The sequence below is a fragment of the Streptomyces sp. NPDC048142 genome, assembly GCF_043202835.1.
GTDB lineage: Bacteria > Actinomycetota > Actinomycetes > Streptomycetales > Streptomycetaceae > Streptomyces.
Genome location: NZ_JBIDBC010000004.1, coordinates 357491 through 378219, shown reverse-complemented (window position 1 = coordinate 378219; position 20729 = coordinate 357491). Strand labels below are relative to the sequence as shown.

Annotated in this window: 18 protein-coding genes and 1 pseudogene; 8 read left to right on the top strand and 11 right to left on the bottom strand. The window is 70.7% G+C overall.

Annotated elements, in window-relative coordinates; genetic code table 11:
• Positions 1-160 precede the first annotated feature (160 nt).
• The 3 genes from ACGF2Y_RS08600 to ACGF2Y_RS08590 all read right to left on the bottom strand — a co-directional run bounded on the left by ACGF2Y_RS08600 (position 161) and on the right by ACGF2Y_RS08590 (position 5065).
• On the bottom strand, positions 161-1630 hold the full coding sequence (locus ACGF2Y_RS08600; RefSeq protein WP_392944233.1) for an aldehyde dehydrogenase family protein: 1470 nt from the start codon (positions 1628-1630) through the stop codon (positions 161-163).
• Between the two features lie 429 nt (positions 1631-2059).
• Positions 2060-3502: an aminopeptidase P family protein gene (locus ACGF2Y_RS08595; protein ID WP_392944231.1), complete on the bottom strand. Its 1443-nt coding sequence runs from the start codon at positions 3500-3502 to the stop codon at positions 2060-2062.
• Positions 3503-3604: 102 nt separating this feature from the next.
• Positions 3605-5065, bottom strand: coding sequence for an aminopeptidase P family protein (locus ACGF2Y_RS08590; RefSeq protein WP_392944300.1), 1461 nt, complete (start codon positions 5063-5065; stop codon positions 3605-3607).
• Between the two features lie 726 nt (positions 5066-5791).
• On the opposite strand from ACGF2Y_RS08590, the gene ACGF2Y_RS08585 reads away from it, so the two are divergent.
• From ACGF2Y_RS08585 to ACGF2Y_RS08555, 7 genes and pseudogenes are all read left to right on the top strand, one after another.
• Positions 5792-5947 carry a hypothetical protein gene (locus ACGF2Y_RS08585; protein WP_392944229.1) on the top strand — a complete coding sequence of 52 codons (156 nt, stop codon included), beginning with the start codon at positions 5792-5794 and terminating at the stop codon, positions 5945-5947.
• Positions 5944-7545, top strand: coding sequence for a peptide chain release factor 3 (locus tag ACGF2Y_RS08580; RefSeq protein ID WP_392944227.1), 1602 nt, complete (start codon positions 5944-5946; stop codon positions 7543-7545). Before ACGF2Y_RS08585 ends, ACGF2Y_RS08580 begins: the two co-directional genes overlap by 4 nt.
• Before the next feature lie 78 nt (positions 7546-7623).
• A pseudogene (locus ACGF2Y_RS08575) lies at positions 7624-8085 on the top strand (hypothetical protein); the annotation flags it as partial.
• Positions 8086-8768: 683 nt separating this feature from the next.
• Positions 8769-8954 carry a hypothetical protein gene (locus ACGF2Y_RS08570; RefSeq protein ID WP_392944225.1) on the top strand — a complete coding sequence of 62 codons (186 nt, stop codon included), beginning with the start codon at positions 8769-8771 and terminating at the stop codon, positions 8952-8954.
• A gap of 350 nt (positions 8955-9304) precedes the next feature.
• Positions 9305-9844 (top strand): hypothetical protein, encoded by a 540-nt coding sequence (locus ACGF2Y_RS08565; protein ID WP_392944223.1) that lies wholly within the window; start codon positions 9305-9307, stop codon positions 9842-9844.
• A gap of 124 nt (positions 9845-9968) precedes the next feature.
• A complete protein-coding gene (locus ACGF2Y_RS08560) occupies positions 9969-10127 on the top strand; it encodes a hypothetical protein (protein ID WP_392944221.1) in 159 nt (52 codons plus the stop codon).
• Positions 10128-10184: 57 nt separating this feature from the next.
• Positions 10185-10412 carry a hypothetical protein gene (locus ACGF2Y_RS08555; RefSeq protein WP_392944219.1) on the top strand — a complete coding sequence of 76 codons (228 nt, stop codon included), beginning with the start codon at positions 10185-10187 and terminating at the stop codon, positions 10410-10412.
• A 232-nt stretch (positions 10413-10644) separates the two neighbouring features.
• Here the strand turns inward: ACGF2Y_RS08555 and ACGF2Y_RS08550 are convergent, their stop codons facing one another.
• From ACGF2Y_RS08550 to ACGF2Y_RS08540, 3 genes are all read right to left on the bottom strand, one after another.
• Positions 10645-11373, bottom strand: coding sequence for a spermidine synthase (locus ACGF2Y_RS08550; protein WP_392944217.1), 729 nt, complete (start codon positions 11371-11373; stop codon positions 10645-10647).
• A gap of 32 nt (positions 11374-11405) precedes the next feature.
• Positions 11406-13091 (bottom strand): ribonuclease J, encoded by a 1686-nt coding sequence (locus ACGF2Y_RS08545; protein WP_392944215.1) that lies wholly within the window; start codon positions 13089-13091, stop codon positions 11406-11408.
• 414 nt (positions 13092-13505) lie between these two features.
• On the bottom strand, positions 13506-13907 hold the full coding sequence (locus tag ACGF2Y_RS08540; RefSeq protein ID WP_392944213.1) for a MerR family transcriptional regulator: 402 nt from the start codon (positions 13905-13907) through the stop codon (positions 13506-13508).
• Positions 13908-14285: 378 nt separating this feature from the next.
• Here ACGF2Y_RS08540 and ACGF2Y_RS08535 point away from each other — a divergent pair, with 378 nt between their 5' ends.
• A complete protein-coding gene (locus tag ACGF2Y_RS08535) occupies positions 14286-15788 on the top strand; it encodes a SulP family inorganic anion transporter (RefSeq protein WP_392944212.1) in 1503 nt (500 codons plus the stop codon).
• Between the two features lie 744 nt (positions 15789-16532).
• Here ACGF2Y_RS08535 and ACGF2Y_RS08530 read toward each other — a convergent pair.
• Genes ACGF2Y_RS08530 through ACGF2Y_RS08510 form a run of 5 tightly spaced genes read right to left on the bottom strand, consistent with a single transcriptional unit; the run spans position 16533 to position 20697 of the window.
• Complete coding sequence (locus ACGF2Y_RS08530; protein WP_392944210.1) at positions 16533-17360, bottom strand: endo alpha-1,4 polygalactosaminidase; 828 nt, start codon at positions 17358-17360, stop codon at positions 16533-16535.
• Positions 17357-18019: a spherulation-specific family 4 protein gene (locus tag ACGF2Y_RS08525; protein WP_392944208.1), complete on the bottom strand. Its 663-nt coding sequence runs from the start codon at positions 18017-18019 to the stop codon at positions 17357-17359. Before ACGF2Y_RS08525 ends, ACGF2Y_RS08530 begins: the two co-directional genes overlap by 4 nt.
• Positions 18016-18942 (bottom strand): NAD-dependent epimerase/dehydratase family protein, encoded by a 927-nt coding sequence (locus ACGF2Y_RS08520; RefSeq protein WP_392944206.1) that lies wholly within the window; start codon positions 18940-18942, stop codon positions 18016-18018. The genes ACGF2Y_RS08525 and ACGF2Y_RS08520 overlap by 4 nt, the downstream gene beginning before the upstream one ends.
• A 7-nt stretch (positions 18943-18949) precedes the next feature.
• A complete protein-coding gene (locus ACGF2Y_RS08515; RefSeq protein WP_392944204.1) occupies positions 18950-19663 on the bottom strand; it encodes an NDP-sugar synthase in 714 nt (237 codons plus the stop codon).
• Positions 19664-19695: 32 nt separating this feature from the next.
• A complete protein-coding gene (locus tag ACGF2Y_RS08510) occupies positions 19696-20697 on the bottom strand; it encodes an SDR family NAD(P)-dependent oxidoreductase (RefSeq protein ID WP_392944202.1) in 1002 nt (333 codons plus the stop codon).
• Positions 20698-20729 lie beyond the last annotated feature (32 nt).

Below are 20729 nucleotides of genomic sequence, written 5' to 3'. Positions count from 1 at the left end.
GATCGAGAGGCAGCTGATCCCGGCGATGAGGGTAGGGAAGTCGCCGGGCGTGCACCGGAGTTCGGGCCGGGCGGCCCGGTCCGCCCGCCACGCCGTCGTCCTGGCACCGCCCGCGACCGGGCGGCGGTGCGACCGGGCTCCGTCGCACCGCTGTCCGGACTCACTCGAACCACCGCTGGGGAACCGCCGCGACATTGCGCCAGATGTGCTTGGCCTCCTGGTACTCGGCAAGCCCGGCGGGACCCAGCTCGCGGCCGAAACCGGACTGCTTCATCCCGCCCCACTCCGCCTGCGGTACGTAGGGGTGGAAGTCGTTGATCCACACGGTGCCCGCCCGCAGCCGCGAGGCCACCCGGTGGGCGCGCCCGCCGTCCTGCGTCCATACGGCACCCGCCAGCCCGTACACGGTGTCGTTGGCCAGCCGGACAGCGTCCTCCTCGTCCCGGAACCGCTCGACCGTGAGCACCGGACCGAACGACTCGTCCTGCACCACGGACATCGAGGTGGCGCACTCGTCCAGCACGGTGGGCGGGTAGTAGAAGCCGCCCGCCAGCGCCGGGTCGTCGGGCCGCGCGCCCCCGCAGCGCAGCACCGCGCCCTCGGCGATGCCCTCGGCCACGTACGCCTCGACCTTGTCCCGGTGCGCGGCGGAGATCAGCGGCCCGCTGCGCGCTTCCTCGTCGAACGGCCCGCCGAGCCTGATCCGACGGGCGCGTGCCACCAGCTCGTCGGTGAACCGGTCGTGCAGTTCGTCCTGCACGAGGAGCCGTGCCCCGGCGGAGCAGACCTGCCCCGAGTGCAGGAAGATCGCCATCAGCGCGTAGTCGACGGCGGTGTCGAAGTCGGCGTCGGCGAAGACGATGTTGGGATTCTTGCCGCCCAGCTCCAGGGCCACCTTCTTCACGGTGGGCGCGGCGGCCGTCATGATGCGCCGCCCGGTGGCGAGCCCCCCGGTGAACGACACCATGTCGACCCGGGGGTCCTCGGTCAGCGGGGCGCCCACCACCGCCCCCGCCCCGAGCACCAGATTGGCCACCCCGTCCGGCAGCCCGGCCTCGGCGAGCAGCCCCATCAGCAGGATGGCGGTGTGCGGGGTCAGCTCACTCGGCTTGAGCACAAACGTATTGCCGGCCGCGAGCGCCGGAGCGACCTTCCAGGCGGTCTGGAGCAGCGGATAGTTCCACGGCGTGATGAGCGTGCAGACCCCGACGGGCTCGTGGACGATACGGCTGTCCGTGTCCGCGTTCCCGGTGTCGACGACCCGGTCGGCGCCCCCGGCAGCGGCGAGGTTGCCGAAGTACCGGAAGCAGTTCGCGATGTCGTCCATGTCGTAGACGCTCTCGACCAGCCGCTTCCCCGTGTCCAGCGACTCGGCCCGCGCGAAGACGTCCTTGTCCCGCTCCAGCAGCTCCGCCACCCGCAGCAGCAACCGCCCCCGCTCGGCGGCGGGCGTCCCCGGCCAGGTCCCCTCGTCGAAGGCCCGCCGGGCCGCGGCGACGGCTCGGGCGGCGTCCCCGGCGCCGCCCTCGTCGACGGCGGCCACCAGCGTGCCGTCGGCCGGACAGCGGATCTCCCGCGTCCGCCCTTCGGCGGCGGCGGTCCACTGGCCATCGATGAACAGCTCCGGCATGGGGTCCTCCTGTACGGGGGTGGGACGGGCGCCCCGCCGGGCGCGGGCCTCGGCGACGACCGGCCCCCTGCGTGGCGACGTCAGCACAGACAGTAAGGGGGTCCGGTCGGGTGCGCAGCGTGGGCGGGGCCGACCGGAGCACGCCCGACCGGAGCACGCCCGACCGGGTCGCCGCCGGGGGCAGCCCGCCCGGGAGGCCGAGGGCCGTGCCCGTTACCCGTCCGGTTCCCGTGCGGATGGGCCGGGCGCCGCTCACGCGCGCCGGGCTGCCGCGTCGCCGGGGGGGGGCTGCCTGCCGGCCCAGTGGCCCGCCAGCCCGCCAGCCCGCCAGCCCGCCAGCCGGACGGCCGGCGGGCCGGCAGGCCGGTGGGCCGAATGGGTGCTCCGCGGCAGGATCCCGTACCGGCCCTGACCGCAGATCAACCGCCCCTACCGCAGCGCGTCCATCCACGCCTCGACCGCGTCCGCACCGCGCGGCAGACCTGACGACAGACACAGCGCGCCGTCGGCCGTGATGACGAAGTCGTCCTCGATCCGCACGCCGATGCCGCGCAGTTCCTCGGGGATCGTCAGGTCGTCGGGCTGGAAGTACAGCCCGGGCTCGACGGTGAGCACCTGGCCCTCCTCCAGCACACCGCCCACATACGTCTCGCTGCGGGCGGCGGCGCAGTCGTGGCAGTCCAGGCCGAGCATATGGCCCGTACCGCAGACGGTGTACCGGCGGTACAGGTCGGGCTCGTGCGGGACCGCCCCGCCACCGGGCCGCAGACCCCAGGCGTCGAGCCCCTCGGCGATCACGCGCGTCGCGGCGTCATGGAAGGCGCCGTACGGCGCGCCCGGCCGCAGCGCGGCGATGCCCGCCGACTGGGCGGCGAACACCAGGTCGTAGACGCGGCGCTGGACATCCGTGAAGCGTCCGCCGACCGGCAGCGTCCGCGTGACGTCCCCGGTGTAGAACGAGTCGGCCTCGACGCCCGCGTCCAGCAGGAGCAGGTCCCCTTCCCGCACCGGACCGTCGTTGTGCATCCAGTGCAGCACGCACGCGTGCGCGCCGGCCGCCGCGATGGTCTCGAACCCCAGACCGTAACCCTCCAGCCGGGCCCGCCGGTTGAAGGTGCCCTCCACCCACCGCTCGCCCCGGGCGAGACGGGTGGCGTGGGGCAGTTCACCGACGACGTCGTGGAAGCCGGCGACCGTGTACCCCACGGCGGCGCGCAGCTGCTCGATCTCCCACTCGTCCTTGACCAGCCGCAACTCCGACAGGAAGGCGAGCAGCTCAGCGTCGGCCGGAGCGGACGGCGGGACCAGCGCGTCGACGAGTACGTCCTCGCCGCGCACCACCCGGGTCGGGACGCCACCGCCCAGTGCCCCCTCCAGAGCGTCCCGGGCGACCGCCTCGACACCGAGGGCGTCGGAGGTCTCCCGGAGCGTCCGGCGCCGGCCGACCCAGAACTCGCCGTGCTGCCGGTCGCTGTAGAACTCCGCCCCGGACGGACCGGCGTCGCGCGGTGACCGCGGCCGGGTGAACAGGGTGACCTCGTGCCCGCTGCCGGTGGGCTCGAAGACGAGCACACTGTCCGGTACGGCCCCCGTCCCCTGCTCGGCGGTGAGGTGGATGAACGCGGAATGCGGCCGGAAGGCGTAGTCGAAGTCATTGCTGCGGGCCTTGAGCCCGCCCGACGGGACAACGATCCGCTCCCCGGGGAACCGCCCGGACACCACCGCACGCCGCTTGGCCGCGTACCCGGCTCCGGGGACGGGCGGAAGTCTCCTGTCCGTGTCCGCCCACCCCTGCCGAAAGACCTCGGCCACTGCGGCCGGTGTTCGACGATCATGGCTCCGCGTCCCGCGTGAGCCGTCGTGTCGTTCCATCGCACGCCTCCCCGTCATACCGTCCTGTGGTGGTCCGTCCTCGCCCCGCACGGAGAACGCACCTGTTCGAGCCGCGGCCCCGACGGGCCGCGGCTGCCGCCGTCAGCTCCGCAGCCGGGCCATCCACGCCTCCACTTCGCCGGCCGCGCGGGGAAGGCCGGCCGAGAGGTTCTCGCTGCCCTCCTCGGTGACCAGGAGGTCGTCCTCGATCCGCACGCCGATGCCGCGGAACTCCTCGGGCACGGTCAGGTCGTCCGCCTGGAAGTACAGGCCCGGCTCGACGGTGAGCACCATGCCCGCCTCCAGTGTTCCCTCCACGTACAGCTCGGTGCGGGCCTTCGCGCAGTCGTGGACGTCCAGGCCGATCATGTGCCCTGTGCCGGCCAGCGTCCAGCGTCGGTGCAGCCCGAGTTCGTACGCCTCGTCCACCGACCGCTCGCCGAACAGACCCCAGGCGGCCAGGTGTTCGGTCAGTACCCGCTGAGCGGCATGGTGGAAGTCCCGGTACTTCGCACCGGGCCTGACCGCGGCGATACCGGCCGACTGCGCCTCGTACACCGCGTCGTACACCGTGCGCTGGAGCGGCGTGAAGCGGCCGTCGACCGGCAGGGTGCGGGTGACATCGGCGGTGTACAGATTGCGGGTCTCCACTCCGGCGTCGACCAGCAGCAGTTCACCCGGACGGGCCTCGCCGTCGTTGCGGACCCAGTGCAGCGTCGTGGCGTGCGGTCCCGCGGCGCAGACCGACGCGTAACCCACGTTGTTGCCCTCGATCCGCGCACGCATCCAGAACGTGCCCTCGACGGCCCGCTCCAGGGTCGGCGTGTCCGTACCGAGGATGCGCACCACGTCCTCGAAGCCACGCACCGTCGCCTCGCAGGCGTGACGCAGGTCGGCGATCTCGAACTCGTCCTTGAGCAGGCGCATCCCGGACAGCGCGACGCGGAACTCGGTGTCGCGCTCGGCGGTCACCTTGTCGTCCAGAGCGGCGTCGACCCCCGCGTCGTAGCCACGCAGCAGTCGGACCGGACCGGTGGCCTCGGCAAGCCGCTCGGTCAGCGTGCGGACATCGCGGCAGGGCAGGCCGAGGAGCCGCTCGTTCTCGGTGAGGCTGTTGCGCCGGCCGTCCCAGAGCTCACCGTGGTAATCACGCCAGAACTCCCCGCTCTCACGGTCCGACCGGGGAAGCAGATAGGCGACCGCCAGGTGTCCGCCGTCCTGGTGGGGCTCCAGGACCAGTACGGAGTCCGGCGACTGATCACCCGTCAGGTAGACGTAGTCGGAGGACGGCCGGAAGGGGTAGTCCGTGTCGTTGGCGCGGACCTTCGGGTTGCCGGCGGGGATCACCAGCAGTTCACCGGGGAACAGGGCGCTGAGCGCCGAGCGACGGCGTGCGGTGTACGCCGCCTGCGCGATGGGCTCGAGGTCGCGACGCTCGGTGTCCGCCCACCCCTGCCTCATGTTCTCGGCGAGCTCGTCGCTCACGTCTCGGTAGAGGCCGTTCTTTCGCGTCTTGTTCTCATCCGTCTCATCCGTCTCATCCACCTCATGGGTCTCATCCACCTCATGGGTCTCATCAGCCACGACAGCCTCCTGATGCGAATCCGTCACTCTTGTTCCTCCTCCATCGCGGACGGGCCTGGATGGTGGGGCCGTGCGGGGTCGTGAGATCCAGGGGAACGGTGAAGGCGTGGTCGACGGTCGCGTACGCCGGGGTTCATGGCTCCCTTTCACGGCTGACTCACGGCTGGAGCCCGCAATGTACTGTGTGACATTTTACAGCGCAAGGGGTGCGACTGGCCGCACCAGAGGGGAGGGTGCCGCCCCCGTGGAGGGGGCGCGGGGGTGCCTGCCCGTGCGGCGGTCCGCGTTGCGCCCAATGGTCAATCTACTCTAACGTCACGGTAGATTTACGGGTGGGCGGAAATGTCGGGCGGGCGACGCGGGCGACGCGGGCGGTGGGGCCGGGGGTGAGCGGCTGATGCGGATCGGCGAGGTCTCCGAGCGCACAGGGCTGTCCACGCGTGATCCTGCATGACGAGGACGTCGGGGCGGCTCCTCCCCGTGGGCGTAGCCTGGGCTGTTCCCGTCTGTACGCGGAGTCGGAGGCGCACCGGCTGGACCTGGTGCGCCGCATGCGGCCGCTCGGGTTCAGACTGGGCGACGTGCGGGCGCTCCTCGATGTGCTGGACCGGCTTCCCGGCCCCGGCTCTCCGCCGGCGGAAACGACGAGCAGGCATACGGGCAACGAGCAGGCGTACGGGCGACGAGCAGGCGTACGAGGAATGGGTGGAGAAGTTGCGGAAGTACTGGGTACGGGCCGATGCGCGGTGTGAGGACCCGCGCCGTGAGCTGGGAACGGCGGAGGCGTTCGCGCGTTCCCCGCACGAGCGGCTCGCTCACCTGCTGGACGCGGCGGTGGCCGGATCGAAGGCGGCACGGTGAACGCCACGAGCGGGTGGGCCGTGGGTGAGGCGGCCAGGCGGCGTACGTTCGCGGTGATCAGCCACCCGGACGCGGGCAAGTCGACGCTGACCGAGGCGCTGGCGCTGCACGCGCACGCGATCACGTCGGCGGGCGCGGTGCACGGCAAGTCCGGGCGGCGCGGTGTGGCGTCGGACTGGATGGAGATGGAGAAGGCCCGTGGCATCTCCGTGACCTCCGCCGTCCTGCAGTTCGCCTACCGCGACTGTGTGCTGAACCTGCTGGACACTCCGGGGCACGCGGACTTCTCCGAGGACACCTACCGGGTGCTGGCGGCGGTGGACTGCGCGGTCATGCTGATCGACGCGGCCAAGGGGCTGGAGGAGCAGACGCGCAAGCTCTTCGACGTCTGCCGCCACCGGGGCATCCCCGTGATCACGTTCATCAACAAGTGGGACCGGCCCGGCCGTGAGGCACTGGAGCTGCTGGACGAGATCGAGCGCGAGTTCCGGCTCAAGCCCACCCCGGTGAACTGGCCGGTCGGCACCGCCGGCCATCTGCGGGGTCTGGTCGACGTACGCGAGCCGGAGCGGATGCTGCGCTACACCCGTACCCCCGGCGGCGCGCACGAAGCCTCCGAAGAGGTGGTTCCCGCCGAGCGGGCGGTGTCCGAGGAGGGCGCCGACTGGGAGCAGGCCGTGGAGGAGCTCCAGTTGCTGGAGGCGGACGGCGCCGGGTTCGACCGGGCCTCGTTCCTGGCGGGCGGCTCCACGCCGGTATTCTTCGGCGCCGCGGTCTCCAACATCGGCGTACGGCTGCTCCTGGACGCCATCGTCGACCTCGCCCCGCCACCGGGGGCGCGAGAGCTGGAAGGCGGCGGCAGCAGGCCCGTCGACGCCCCGTTCTCCGGGCTGGTGTTCAAGGTGCAGGCGAACATGGACCCGGCCCACCGGGACCGGATCGCCTTCCTGCGGGTGTGCTCGGGCGTCTTCGAGCGAGGCGTGACCGTCACCCGCGCCGCGTCGGGGAAGCCGTTCGCGACCAAGTACGCCCACAGCGTCTTCGGCCAGGACCGCTCCATGGTCGACACCGCCTACCCCGGCGACGTCGTCGGGCTGGTCAACGCCGCGGCCCTGCGCGTCGGCGACACCCTCTACGCCGGCCCGCCGGCCCTGTTTCCGCCGATGCCGACCTTCGCCCCCGAACACTTCGCGGTCGTCCGCCCGGTCGACATCAGCCGCTCCAAGCAGTTCCGCCGAGGTATCGCCCAGCTGGACGAGGAGGGCGTCGTGCAGGTCCTCGTCAGCGACGCACGCGGGGACCAGGCGCCGGTCCTGGCGGCGGTGGGGCCGATGCAGTTCGACGTCGTCTCCGCCCGTATGGCAGGGGAGTTCTCCGCACCCGTACGCCTGGAGATGCTCCCGTACCACCTGGCACGGGCCACCGACGCGGCCGGGGCGGAGACACTCAACCGCTCCCAGCTGGTCAAGGGCGAGGCGCTGACCAGGATCCGCGACAAGGCGCAGCTCGCCCTGTTCCCCGACCGCTGGCAGGCGAACTCCTTCCAGCGGCAGTTCCCCGACGCCAGCCTCGGCACCCTCCTGGCCGCCCACGAGTAACACCCTTCCGGATGCAGCAGGGCGGGGGCCTCCACGTCGAGATCGTGCGGCGACGCGAGCTCCGGCTACCGGCCCTGCGCACCCTGGTGGAGCGGCCCCGTCATGCCCCTCCTGCTCTTCGGCCGCACCCTGCTGCTGACGGTCGCCTTCCTGTCCGTGGGTGCCGCGCCGGTGCACCTGCTTCACCGTTCACGGAGCGGGGACGGTCTGCGGCTACCTGCTGCACGGGTTCGCGATCAAGGGGCCCGAGTACGCCGAGTCTTCGACACGTACACCTGGCTCGGCGAACCCGCCGGGAAGGCCGCCGTCTGCCTGGCGGCCGCCATCGCCGTCACCCCGAAGTGCACCCCGCCGGTCCGGCGCGCCCTGCGTGCGGTGACCGAACCCGACATGGCCTGGGCATTCCGTGACAGCCGGGGCGAGGAGCGCCCTGCGGATCCACCGGACCCGATGTCCACGCGGGTCCTCGACCGGCCCGCGCCGGCCCGGGAATCCGGTACGCGCTGTCGCGACCCCCGACGGGTGGAATGCGCTGCGTGAGAACGAACTCGGAGGGGTGTTCTCGCAGAAGGGCCCGACCGTACGCTGCGAGGCATGACAGCAACCTCTGGGCGATGTGACCGTACGCGCCGGCCCTCGCACGGCCCACGAGGAGATCCCGGATCGGGTGTGGCGGCGGGCTGACGACATCGGCGTGCGGGGAGGCTCCGCCGCAGCGCTCCGGCGGCCACGCCGGACGTGTGCCGGACGTGTCGGGGCGCGGCGCTCCGGCGCCCCGTTCATGATGCTGTCGTTCTCGGTGGCCACCACGGTGTGGAGCAGTCCAGGCGCTGCCCGAACACGGCGACCAGGTCCCCGAGCGGGTCCGTGGGACCCCGAGGCGCGACGCCGAACAGCAAGCAGATGGTGCGCAAGCCGGACAAGCCCTGGAGGAGCAGCGTGCGCAAACCGTCCGCCGATCGTGTGCTGACGGCACTGATGGGTCTCGCCGCCCTGATCGCCGGCGCGTCTCTCGCCCTGGTGGCCTACGTCCTCGCCGGCAAGATCGGTGAGGACCACCGCGCGGCCCTGGACGGCCGGGTCACCGCGGTGGTCTTCGACAAACGCGTGGTGAACGAGGGCGGCGGACCGAACGGCGGCACCCGGACGGACACCCTGGTCAGTACCAGCTCGGAGACAAGCGCTACACCTCCACGCTCAGACGCGGCAGTTCGGGTGGCGAGGTGGGGGACACCGTGGAGGTGGCCTACGACTCCGAACGGCCCGATCGCCCGTATACCGTCGCCTACGCCGAGTCCGAACCGCCGAGCGACGCATCACGCATCACGGGCGTCGTCCTCATCTCGCTCTTCGCCCTCGCCATGCTCGGCGGAGGGGCTCTCCTCCTCCTCACCGGAGGAGACCTCTGACCGGCCGGGACAGGGGCCGCCCCGGTCGCACGCAGCGGGCCGGGACGGGACGCATCGTGAAGGAGTTCACCACAACCTCGAACCGCCCCTCGTGCCCCTCGTGCCCCTCCTGCCCCCTTGCCCCCTGCCCCTCGCATCCGATTCAACCGTGAGGGCCCGTCGAAGGACCCCATAGCGTGGACGAGCAGATGAAGGGCAGCTCGACAGCGTGGGCACGCAAACGCACAGGGGAGACCCGGCGCAGTGACAGGGCACGAGAGACTATGGACGACGACCGTCGGAGTTCCCGTACCGGCCGTTCAGAAGGCCGGACACACCGGTGACGCCACCTATGACCAGGAGGCCGAGCAGTGAGCGTCCAAATGGGCTGGTTCGGGGACATCCCGCCCGTGCTCGTGGTCGCCCTGCTCGGTGCGCTGGTCGGCATCCTGCCCGTCATCGTGGCCGCAACGGGCCGTGCGGCACTGGACGCCCTGCACGACCGTGACGGAAGGGCCTTGCGTCTGCTCACCGCCATCTCCGACTGGTACTACTTCTCCAAGCCCGCCGTGCCCGAAGGGAAGCAGCCCCGCAAGCGGCCGGGCGTCCACAGGGTTCAGCGGCGCATGGTCCTGGAAAGGATCGTCGTCACGGTCGCCCGCACCTGCGACGCGTACCGGGAGACGGGCTTCCACCGGACCGGGCAGCCGATCCCGGCCGAGCAGTTCGACAAGGCGGCAGGCAAGCACACCTACACCGGTGACCTCCTGCTCTCCCTCCAAGCGGACCTTCGTGAACTCTCCCGGTACGAGACAGGCACCGCGGCCCTCAAGCTCCCGCGCCGCCCGACGTACGGCGAACTCCTCGAACTGCGCAGGACTCTGTCGAGGCTGCACAAACAGCCCGATTAAGTGCTTGGCACACTGGGCTGGACCCCGGTGCTGCCCTGGAGGGATCACCCGGCGGTGTTTCCCGGCCGGGTGTGGCGGATCCAGCGCCGAGTCCGGCCCGCCCCGCGAGGCAGCCGTACGGCAGATGGCGGCTCTGATCGAGGAGAGCGGCGGCCGGGCGTGGGCGGAGCAGGAAGCCGACCGGTGGGTCACACCCGCCCGCGAGTCCTTGCGCCGGGCGTGCCCCGGTGACGCCACCGGGCTGGACATCGTGATCGCAGCAGCCATCCGGCGGACCCACTGATGGCTGCTGCGACAAGGCCGCCCACGCGCGCCGGCCGGCGCCCGTCCGGTGCGCGAGGTGGTCAGCGACATCGACCACACCCTCACCACCACCGGCTCCGCCGCAACCCTCGCCACAGCCCCGGGCGTACCCGCCGATGCCTGCGCGAGTGCCTACCGCGCCTACCACCGCGGACAGCTCACCCGGGCCGAACTCCTGGCCCTGCTGCGGGGTCCGGGCAGAGCCACCCGTGAGAACATCACGGCCGCGCCCTGCTCGAAGCGACCGGCCACGCCGTCCTCCTGACCGCACCCGCCCGCGCGCCCGTACCCGTCTCCGGCAGCGTGGACCCGGGAAACGACGGCCGGTGGCCGACCTGCGCCACCCTCGACGACGCCAGGACCCTCATCGGGCGCTTGTGACGCCCGCCGCGTGCGCCCGACGACAGCCCCTGCCTCCCCACCGGTGAGGAGGCAGGGCAGGGCAGGGGCGGGAGAGGGCCGACCGGCGTGTCCTTGCGGGGCGGTCAAGCTTTCGGTTACGGGGCGCTGCCCTTGACGGCCACGTAGACGGTGTTGGTCGAGGTGCCGCCTCGCAGCGGGTTGGGAAACTCCACCACGTGGGCGGCGGTGTTCTGGAAGCCGTCGGCGAGGAGGGAGACGAAGTCGTCGTCGGGCGGGTCGTTGGACCACAGGGCGAAGACGCCTCCGGGGTGGAGGAGGCGGGAGAGGTCGCTCAGGCCCGCCGGCCGGTAGAGAGCGGCGTGGCTCGGGTGCAGCACGTGGCTGGGGGAGTGGTCGACGTCCAGCAGGATGGCGTGGAAGAGGCGTCCCTCCGCTTGCGGGTCCAGACCGCGGCCCTCACGCACCATGGCGAAGAAGTCGCCGTGCACCAGCCGGCAGCGGTCGTCCGAGCCGAGCGCGCGGCCGAGCGGTACCAGGCCGCGTCGGTGCCAGTCGATGACCTCGCCGAGGGTGTCGACGACGATCAGGGAGCGGACGCCCGGCTCCTCCAGCGCGGCGTGTGCCGTGTATCCGAGGCCGAGGCCGCCGACGGCGACGTCGAGGCCGGGGTGGTGCGCGAGCGGGGCGAGGCCCAGTCGGGCGAGGGCGATCTCGCCCTCGGTGAAGAGGCTGGACATCAGGAACTCGTCCCCGAGCTTCACCTCGTACACGTCGTCTCCCGACAACGGGTCGCGTCGGCGTCTCAGGCTGATGTCGCCGATCGGTGTCGGCTTCCAGTCGAGTTCCTCGAAGCGGGTGGTCATGGTGTGGGTCTCCTCCGGCCGGCGACGCGGTGTCAGGCGTCGATGACGACGGGGATGATCAGGGGCTTGCGGCGGTGGCTGCGGAAGGCCCAGGAGGCGACGGCGCGGGCGATGCGCTGTTCGAGCTGGTGGTGGTCGCCGATGCCCTCTGCGGCCGCTGCGGCCAGGGTCTTCTCGATGAGCGGGATCACCGGCTCGAAGGTGGTGTCGTCGTGCTCGAATCCGCGGGCGAGGAAGTCGGGTGCCTCCGCGAGGCGCCCGGTGTCGGCGTCGACGATCGCCACGATGGTGACCACGCCCTCCTCCGCCAGGACGCGGCGGTCCTTCAGGGACGCCTCGGTCGCGCCGCCGACCGTCATCCCGTCGACGTACACATAGCCCGCCGGGACCTTTCCGGTGATCGAGGCGCGCCCGTCGACGAGGTCGACGACGACTCCGTCCTCGGCGATGATCACGCGGTCCGGTGCGACGCCGGTGCGGATGGCGAGGTCGGCGTTGGCCCGCATGTGCTTCCACTCGCCGTGGACGGGCATGACGTGACGGGGCTTGACGATGTTGTAGCAGTACACCAGCTCGCCGGCGCTCGCGTGCCCGGAGACGTGGACCTTGGCGTTGCCCTTGTGGACGACGTTGGCGCCCCAGCGGGTCAGCCCGTTGATCACCCGGTAGATGGCGTTCTCGTTGCCCGGGATGAGGGAGCTGGCGAGCAGGACGGTGTCACCCTGCCCGATGCGGATCGAGTGATCGCGGTTGGCCATGCGGGAGAGCGCGGCCATCGGCTCACCCTGCGAGCCCGTGCAGACCAGGGTGATCTTGTGGTCGGGCAGCTTCTCCAGCTCCCTCGCCTCGACCACGAGGCCCGGCGGCGTCCTCAGATAGCCCAGTTCGCGGGCGATGCCCATGTTGCGGACCATGGACCGGCCCACGAAGGCGACCTTCCGCCCGTGCTGATGGGCGGCGTCGAGGACCTGCTGGATACGGTGGACGTGGCTGGCGAAGCTGGAGACGATGACCCGGCGCGGGGCGGTGCGCATGACGTGCTCGATCGCGGGGTTCAGCTCGCGCTCGGAAGTGGTGAAGCCGGGCACCTCGGCATTGGTGGAGTCGGTCAGGAACAGGTCGACTCCCTCCTCGCCGAGCCGGGCGAACGCGCGCAGGTCGGTGATGCGGTCGTCCAGCGGGAACTGGTCCATCTTGAAGTCACCGGTGTGCAGGACCATCCCGGCGCCGGTACGGATGGCGACCGCGAGGCCGTCGGGGATGGAGTGGTTGACCGCCACGAACTCACAGCCGAAGGGCCCGAAGTCGCGCCGTTCCCCTTCCTTCACCCGCACCGTCGTGGGCTTGATGTGGTGTTCCTTGAGCTTCGCCTCAAGGAAGGCGAGCGTCAGCTTCGAGCCGATGACGGGGATGTCCCGGCGTTCTCGCAGCAGGTAGGGCACGCCACCGATGTGGTCCTCGTGTCCGTGAGTGAGGACCACGCCGACGATGTCGTCCAGACGGTCCCGGATCGAGGTGAAGTCGGGCAGGATCACGTCGACGCCGGGCTGGGTCTCCTCGGGGAACAGCACCCCGCAGTCGACGATCAGCAGTTTGCCGGCGTACTCGAAGACGGTCATGTTGCGGCCGATTTCTCCGAGACCGCCCAGGGCGACGATCCTCAGCCCTCCTGCGGCCAGGGGAGGGGCGGGCTTCAGCTCAGGATGTGGATGGCTCATACGCTGACGTTACCGGAGAGTTGCGGTGATGATCCATTATGGCCGGGGCTCCGGCTTCGTCACGGGCCCGGAGCGGAGCTGTCGCCGGTAGGCCCGTTACGGGCACTCGTGGAGCGGGGCCCGGTGCGCAGGCCCGCCGTCTCCGGCCCACCGGGCGACGACGTGGCCGCTCGGGGCCTGCCCGAGCGGCCCGCTCGGGCAGACCGCGGAGGCGAGGCCAGACCGCGGAGGCGAGGCCAGACCGCGCGGAGGCGAGGCGTACGGCCCTGGGGGAAGCGAGGCACGCGGTCCCGGAGGCGGACAGCCGGTCCACGGGGCACCCTTGACCCCACGGATGCCGGTCACACGCCCGTAGCGGGGCGAACGGCAAAAGGTCAGCGCGTGGGGCCGTATTCCGTCCCGAGGGGAGTGCCGTCAGGAACTCTGGGCATTGAGCCTGCGACGCAGCGTCGCGGCGAAGTCCTCGGCGGCCAGGAGCTGAGCGCGCAGCGTCTCGCAGCGCGCGTCGGCCACCTTGCGGTACGAGTCCAGCCGCTCGTGCAGGCGCTCCCGCTCCTCGTCCGTGGCCGCGTCATCGGCTGCGATGCGGTCGACGATCTCCAGGAGGTCCCGCATCTCCTCCAGCGAGAAGTCCAGCGGCTTCATGCGGCGGATCACCATCAGGCGGCCGACGTCCGTCTCGGTGTACAGACGGAAGCCTCCCTTGCTGCGGGCGGAGGGGATGACCAGGCCGACTTCCTCGTAGTGCCGGATCGTGCGGAGCGACAAGCCGGTCCGCTCAGCCACCTCACCGATCTGCATCTGCCGCTCTGCCATCTCCGCGCCTGCCTCCTCTATGACTGGATCACTTCGAACGTTCGAAGTGATCCAGCATACGTGTCCGGAATCACATGATCCTCAGACGTGCTTACCTGCACTTCATAAGCCGCAACTCGCACTCTGCCTTCACGTCAGGGTACGCTTGCGCAGTGAGCCGAAACCGCCGGGCGGACCTCGCTGACGCTTGAGCCCCGGCCTGGGCCTCACGGGCTTGTCGGGCAATGATGCCCGACCGCCGGCCACGAAGACTGCCACTCGATCCGGCAGAGCCCCACTGACGCAGGGCTGCCGGGATTCCGCCCCCTGCGTGGAGTCGAGAAACGATGCGTGCGTGTCCAGACAGGTGGATGTGTGCGCCCGAACAGAAACGGTTGCATGTCTACACCGCTGTCCGCAGGCCCCAAGCTGCGTATGTCCAAGCCGGACTGGCTCGCTTCCCCGAAGGTCTTCCGTACCGAGGTGCTGGCCGGCCTCGTCGTTGCGCTGGCGTTGATCCCCGAGGCGATCTCCTTCTCGATCATCGCGGGTGTCGATCCGGTGATCGGGCTGTTCGCGTCGTTCACGATGGCTGTGGTGATCTCGGTCGTGGGTGGCCGCAAGGCCATGATCTCCGCCGCGACGGGTGCGATGGCGCTGGTCATCGCGCCTTTGAACCATGAGTACGGCCTCGGTTATCTGATCGCCGCGGTGATCCTGGGCGGCCTGATGCAGATGGCTCTGGGGGCGCTCGGGGTGGCGAAGCTGATGCGCTTCGTGCCGCGCAGTGTGATGGTCGGGTTCGTCAACGCCCTCGCGATTCTGATCTTCATGGCGCAGGTCCCGGAGATGCGGGATGTTCCGTGGGCTGTTTACCCGCTGATCGTCGGGGGTCTGGCGCTGATGGTCTTCTTCCCGAAGATCACTACGGTGATTCCGGCGCCTCTGGTGGCCATCGTCACGCTGACGGTGATCACGGTCGCTGCCGGTATCGCGGTGCCGAATGTCGGTGACAAGGGTGAGCTGCCCTCGTCGCTGCCGGTGCCGGGTCTGCCGGATGTGCCGTTCACGATGGACACGCTGACGACGATCGCTCCGTACGCCTTCGCGTTCGCGCTGGTGGGGCTGATGGAGTCGCTGATGACGGCGAAGTTGGTCGACGACATCACCGACACGCACTCGAACAAGACCCGTGAGTCCATCGGCCAGGGCATCGCCAACGTGGTGACCGGGTTCTTCGGCGGTATGGGCGGCTGCGCCATGATCGGCCAGACCATGATCAACGTGAAGACCTCCGGAGCGCGGACCCGCCTGTCCACCTTCCTCGCCGGTGCCTTCCTGATGGTCCTGTGCATCGCGTTCGGCCCGGTCGTCTCGGACATCCCGATGGCCGCTCTCGTCGCGGTGATGATCCTGGTCTCCTTCGCCACCTTCGACTGGCACTCCATCCAGCCCAGGACGCTCCAGCGCATGCCCGTCGGCGAGACCACCGTCATGGTCGTCACCGTCGCCGCCGTGGTCGCCACCCACAACCTCGCCATCGGCGTCGTTCTCGGCTGCATCACCGCGATGGTGATCTTCGCGAAGCGGGTCGCCCACATCGCCGAGGTCTCCGGGGTCGTCGACCCGGACGGCAACCAGGTCGTCTACGCGGTCACCGGCGAGCTGTTCTTCGCCTCCTCCAACGACCTCGTCTACCAGTTCAACTACAAGGACGACCCCGACGACGTCGTCATCGACCTCACCGACGCCCACATCTGGGACGCCTCCTCGGTCGCAGCCCTCGACGCCATCGAGACCAAGTACGCCCAGCGCGGCAAGAAGGTCACCATCATCGGGCTGAACAAGGCCAGCGCCGAGATGCACGGCAAACTCGCCGGCCAGCTCACCGCCGGCCACTGAGACCGACCGACAAGCCGCCCCTGCCCACCCCGGCAACGGACCACGGACAAGGGGCGGCCTTGCCCGCACATCCCCTCGCACGTGGTGTGCGCGGCCAACGCAAGCCTTCACCCGGCCGGAAGTCCCGGGGATGCCCGAAGATGCCGCCGCACCCCTCCCTGCCTCGCTAAGTAGCAGGCCAGGCGGAGTGCGGCGGCACCCGCGTATCAAAGGTCCCGGAAGAGACCAGCGAGCGCGGTGACCTGCCACAATGGCGGGCATTCGGTCGCTGACCTGTGCGAATGGTCTTTCAGTTGTTTCATGCTCGTGCCGGTTGATGATCCGGGAGTCCCGGAGGGCTCCCACGGTTTTCGGATGCCCATTCGCTTCTGGCATTCGGCGAGCGTCCCGTCGAGCAGGACCTACTCCGGATCGGTTTCACACAGGACCTTGAGCAGGCCCGGTGACCGGTCGGCAACACCCTTTCGGCGAGCGGACCGCCGCCGAACCCAAGCAGCGTTGACGCACTCTGCAACACATCGCGCTCAGCCTTGGACGGACCGGGGACTTCGCCCGCGCCGCGTTCGTCCTCAACGGAATCTGGAGCTGGTCACCGTTGAGAAAACCTCGCTCCCCGGTGCTGCGTCCCAGACGGACTTCGGTGCTGGGCTGCCGACGGATTCGGCGGTGATGTGGCTGGACCGGGCGAGCGCCGGGCCAGGCGGGGCCACGTGGCCCGAACCACTCCGGGCCCGGCCTCGCTGCTCAGCATGGACTGCGCCAGGTCCCCAGCTCCCACTTCTTCCGCATGGAGGAGAGGCCTATCCTGCGGGACTCGGGGCAGAAGCGGTCGGTCGACTCGGTGTACTCGACATGGAAGACGGCCTTGCCCGCCTCGATGAACGGTGTGAGCTTCGCGCACTCGCCGTACTGCGCGCACTGCTCGTTGACCGCGAAGTCGAAGGCGCCCACCAGCTGAGGGATCTGCGAGAGATCATTCTTCAGGCCCACCGCCAGGCCGCGTTCGTGGGCGATGCGAGCGATCATGCGGTTGTAGCGCAGTTGGTCCTGCGCGGTGAGCGGGAAGCCCGTGTCGTCGGCGTACCCCTCCACGAGGTCGGGTTCCACCGCGTCGAATCCCTTCTTCCGGCACATGTCGAACCGCCGTTCCATGATCGGCTGAAGCAGGGAGATCCGCCGGATGTCGAGCCAGCGCTCACCGTGCCAGCCGTTCGGCCCGCCCAGTACCGAGCGGGGGAACGCGTCCTTGTCGGGCCGGTAGTCCTCCCAGGCGCCCACGTTGATGTAGCAGATCACCTTGCGGCCGGCGCGGTGGAGCCGGGCGACGTCCTCGGCGTCGTTCTCGAAGCCGTCGATGTCATAGACCGGCACGTCGGCAGCCGAGGCGTCGACCTTCCCGTCGAGCTGCCACTGCCAGGCCAGCCCCGGACGAGGCTGCCACCGGCCCTTGCCCGGTCCGCCCGATGCGGTGTCCCGGCCGCCGCCCGTACCGGAACAACCGGACAGCAGGGTGGTCACCGCGACCGTCAGCACAGCCAGCAGGGTGGCCCACGACCGGGCTCCGGGTTTCACCGCCCCGCTCCGGACAGTACGGGTGTCAGCCGGGCCCACGGGTTGGGCGGCTTCCCGGTCACCGGGCCCGACACCGCGGCGCCGCGCTCGTTGGCGGTGCGCACGGCCAGCGGGGCCAGCGCCTCGGGCACGCCGTACACCAGGTGACAGAAGCGGTCGGGCGGACAGCGCGTCGTCCAGTCGGGCCTGCTGAACGCCGACACATAGGTGGACCAAGAGCCCTCGAACGTGACGAGGAGATCGGCGATGCCGGCGTAGCCGGGAGCCGGGTGCACGCCCGGGTTGAGGACCACGGGCGACGCACCCTGCCGGCGCAGCGCGCGCACCAGCTTCCGGTAGGCGGGCAGCGCGTCCCCGGCGGCGCTCACCCGGTCCAGGAAACAGCCGTCGGTCGCGTACCACTCCCGGTGCCGTGCGGCATCGGCGGTGACGTCGGCGGAGGGCCGGGTGCCGTAGTCGGTGTCCACATAGCCGAGCACGCGGGCGCCCGCTCCTCGCAGCGCGCCCGCCGCGGAGACGAAGGCGGGATCGGGGGCGCCGCCCGGCCCGTCCGCGGGATTGAGCACGACGGCGTAGGTACGGTCGGCCGCCTCAATGAGCCGGTGCCAGGCGGCTGGGTCCACAGCCGGGTGGACGTACAGCGGGATCAGAAGGCTCACGACGACGGTCCGCCTTCCTCGCGCGGGGCCGGAGGGCGGGCGTCGGCGGACCACAGTGCCGTCAAAGACTCCCGGAGCACATACGAGGGACGCCAGCCAAGGGCTGTCCCGGCGGCAGAGATGTCGGAACGCTGCCAGGACACCTGCTCCGAGCGGGCGGAGCCGGCGCGCTGTTCCTCGATGCGTCCGCCGAAGCCCGCGATCTCCGCGAGGGAGTGCACCAGGTCGCGCACCGGTACGGCGTCGCCGCCGCCGATGTTGAGCACGCGCGGCAACGGCCCGGGCGCGGTCACCGCCTGCTCCACCGCCCGTGCCACGTCACGTGCGTCGACGAAGTCGCGGTACGCCGACAGGTCCCCGAGGCGGAGCACCGCGTCGGTGTCCGAACCCGCCTCGCGCAGGAGCCGGGTGACCCGGCCGGGCAGTCCGCCGGGAGGCGCCCCGGGCCCCACCGGGTTACCGACCCGGAGGACGAGTGCGTCCAGGGCCGAGGTCGAGACGGTGACCGTGCCGGCCAGTTTCGTGGCCCCGTAGGTGCTGAGCGGGCGGGTGGCCGCCGACTCCGCCGTCGGGATCCGGCCGGTTCCCGGGCCGTACTCGGCGGCCGAACCGAGATGGACCAGCCGGGCCGAGGGACACGCCAGAGCCATGGCCTCGCACAGGACGGCGGGCCCCCGGGCGTTGGCCTCCGCCAGCGTCACCGGGTCCCCGCCGGTCGCACCGGCGCAGTTGACCACGGCGTCCGGCGCCGCCGACGCCAGGGTCTTCGCGAGCCGGTCGGCGGAGTCGGTGGCGAGGTCGACGGGAACGCCGGCGGCGGGGGACCGCCCGCCGGCGAGGACCCGCGCGCCCTTGAGAGTGCCGAGCCGCTCGGCGACGTGGGCCCCCAGATAACCGGTGGAACCAAGGACGATAATGCGCATACGGGGCTCAGGCTCCCTTGAGCAGCAGGGACTTGCGGCTGGTGAACTCCGCGTTGGCTCGGTCGTAGTCGTCGGGACGGCCGATGTCCAGCCAGTAGCCGTCGAACTCGTAGGCGTGCGGCGGGTTACCGGAACCCAGCAGGTCCAGCACCAACTCGTCGAAGCCCAGCGGCAGTCCGGCGGTGTACCCGTCGAGTGTGGCCCGGCTCAATCCGTACACACCCATGGAGACGCGGTAGTCCAGGCTCGGCTTCTCGGTGAAGCCGACGACCTTGCTCGCGTCGGTGGTCAGTACACCGAAGTCGATGCGGACCTGGCGCGCGTACGTGGCGATGGTCAGAGGTGCTCCGGAACTCTGGTGGCTGTGGAGGACGTCGGCGTAGTCGAGGTCGGTGAGGATGTCCCCGTTCATCACCAGGAAGTTCTCCGGCAGCCGTTCACGCATCGTCAGGAGCGGCCCCATGGTCCCCAGCGGGGATTCCTCGGTGGAGTAGTCGACTCGCAGGCCCCACTGGGAGCCGTCGCCGACGTAGGCCCGGATGATCTCGCCGAGATGGCCGATGGCGATGGTGCAGCCGGTGAAGCCGGCCGAGGCGAGCTGGCGCAGGACGATTTCGAGGATGGCGTGCTGGTCTCCGATGGGCACCAGCGGCTTGGGCAGGGTGGTTGTGTAGGGCCGCAGCCGGACACCCTTGCCACCAGCCATGATCACTGCGTACATGGTCTTCCCCTTGCTCGACGTGCCGGGTGTGGTCAGATGTTGTAGATGCCGGTCTTGTAGCGGGCGAGGTTGCCCGGCTCGCGGAAGAACTCCACCGTCTGCGCGAGGCCCTCCTCCAGGCTGTGCGCCGGGCTCCAGCCGGTCGCCGCGCGCAGTCGCCCGGCATCCGCGACCAGCCGCATGACCTCGGAGTTCGCGGGCCGCAGCCGCTGCGTGTCCTCGCGGACGTCGAGCGCGGTGTCCATCACCTTGCCGATGAGGGCGACCAGGTCGCCGACGGAGATCTCGCCGCCCGTACCGGCGTTGAAAGTGCGGCCCACGACCCGCTCGGCGGGCGCGGAGCCCACCGCCAGGAACGCCTGCGCGGTGTCCTTGACGAAGGTGAAGTCCCGGGTGGGACGCAGGTCGCCGAGGGTGATGGTCCGCTCCCCGGCCGCTACCTGGCCGATGACGGTAGGGATCACGGCCCGCATGGACTGCCGCGGCCCGAAGGTGTTGAACGGCCGCAGCGTCACCACCGGGGTGTCGAAGCTGGCGTGATAGCTGTCGGCCAGCCGGTCCCCGCCCGCCTTCGAAGCCGCATAGGGGGACTGGGTGTTGATGGGGTGGTCCTCGGTGATCGGTACGGTCTGCGCGGTGCCGTAGGTCTCGCTGGTGGAGGTGTGCACCAGCCGCGGTGTGCCCGCGGCCCGTACCGCCTCCAGCACGTTCAGGGTGCCGGTGACATTGGTGTCCACGTAGCTGTGGGGCGCCCGGTAGGAGTAGGGGATGGCGATGAGCGCGGCCAGGTGGTAAACGCTGTCGGCCCCTTCGACGAGATGGCGGACCGAACCCGGGTCCCGGACGTCGCCGAGGACGATCTCGACTTGGTCCAGGACGGCGGGGGAGAGGGTCTCGAGCCAGCCGTACGAGGAGAAGGAGTTGTACTGAGCCATGGCCCTCACCCGGTGCCCGGCGGCGACGAGCGCCTCGGTGAGGTGGGAACCGATGAAGCCCTCGGCTCCGGTGACGGCGGCGAGCGGGGGGGTGTTCAAGGTGGTTTCCTTCCGGTGGTCGGTCGGCGGTC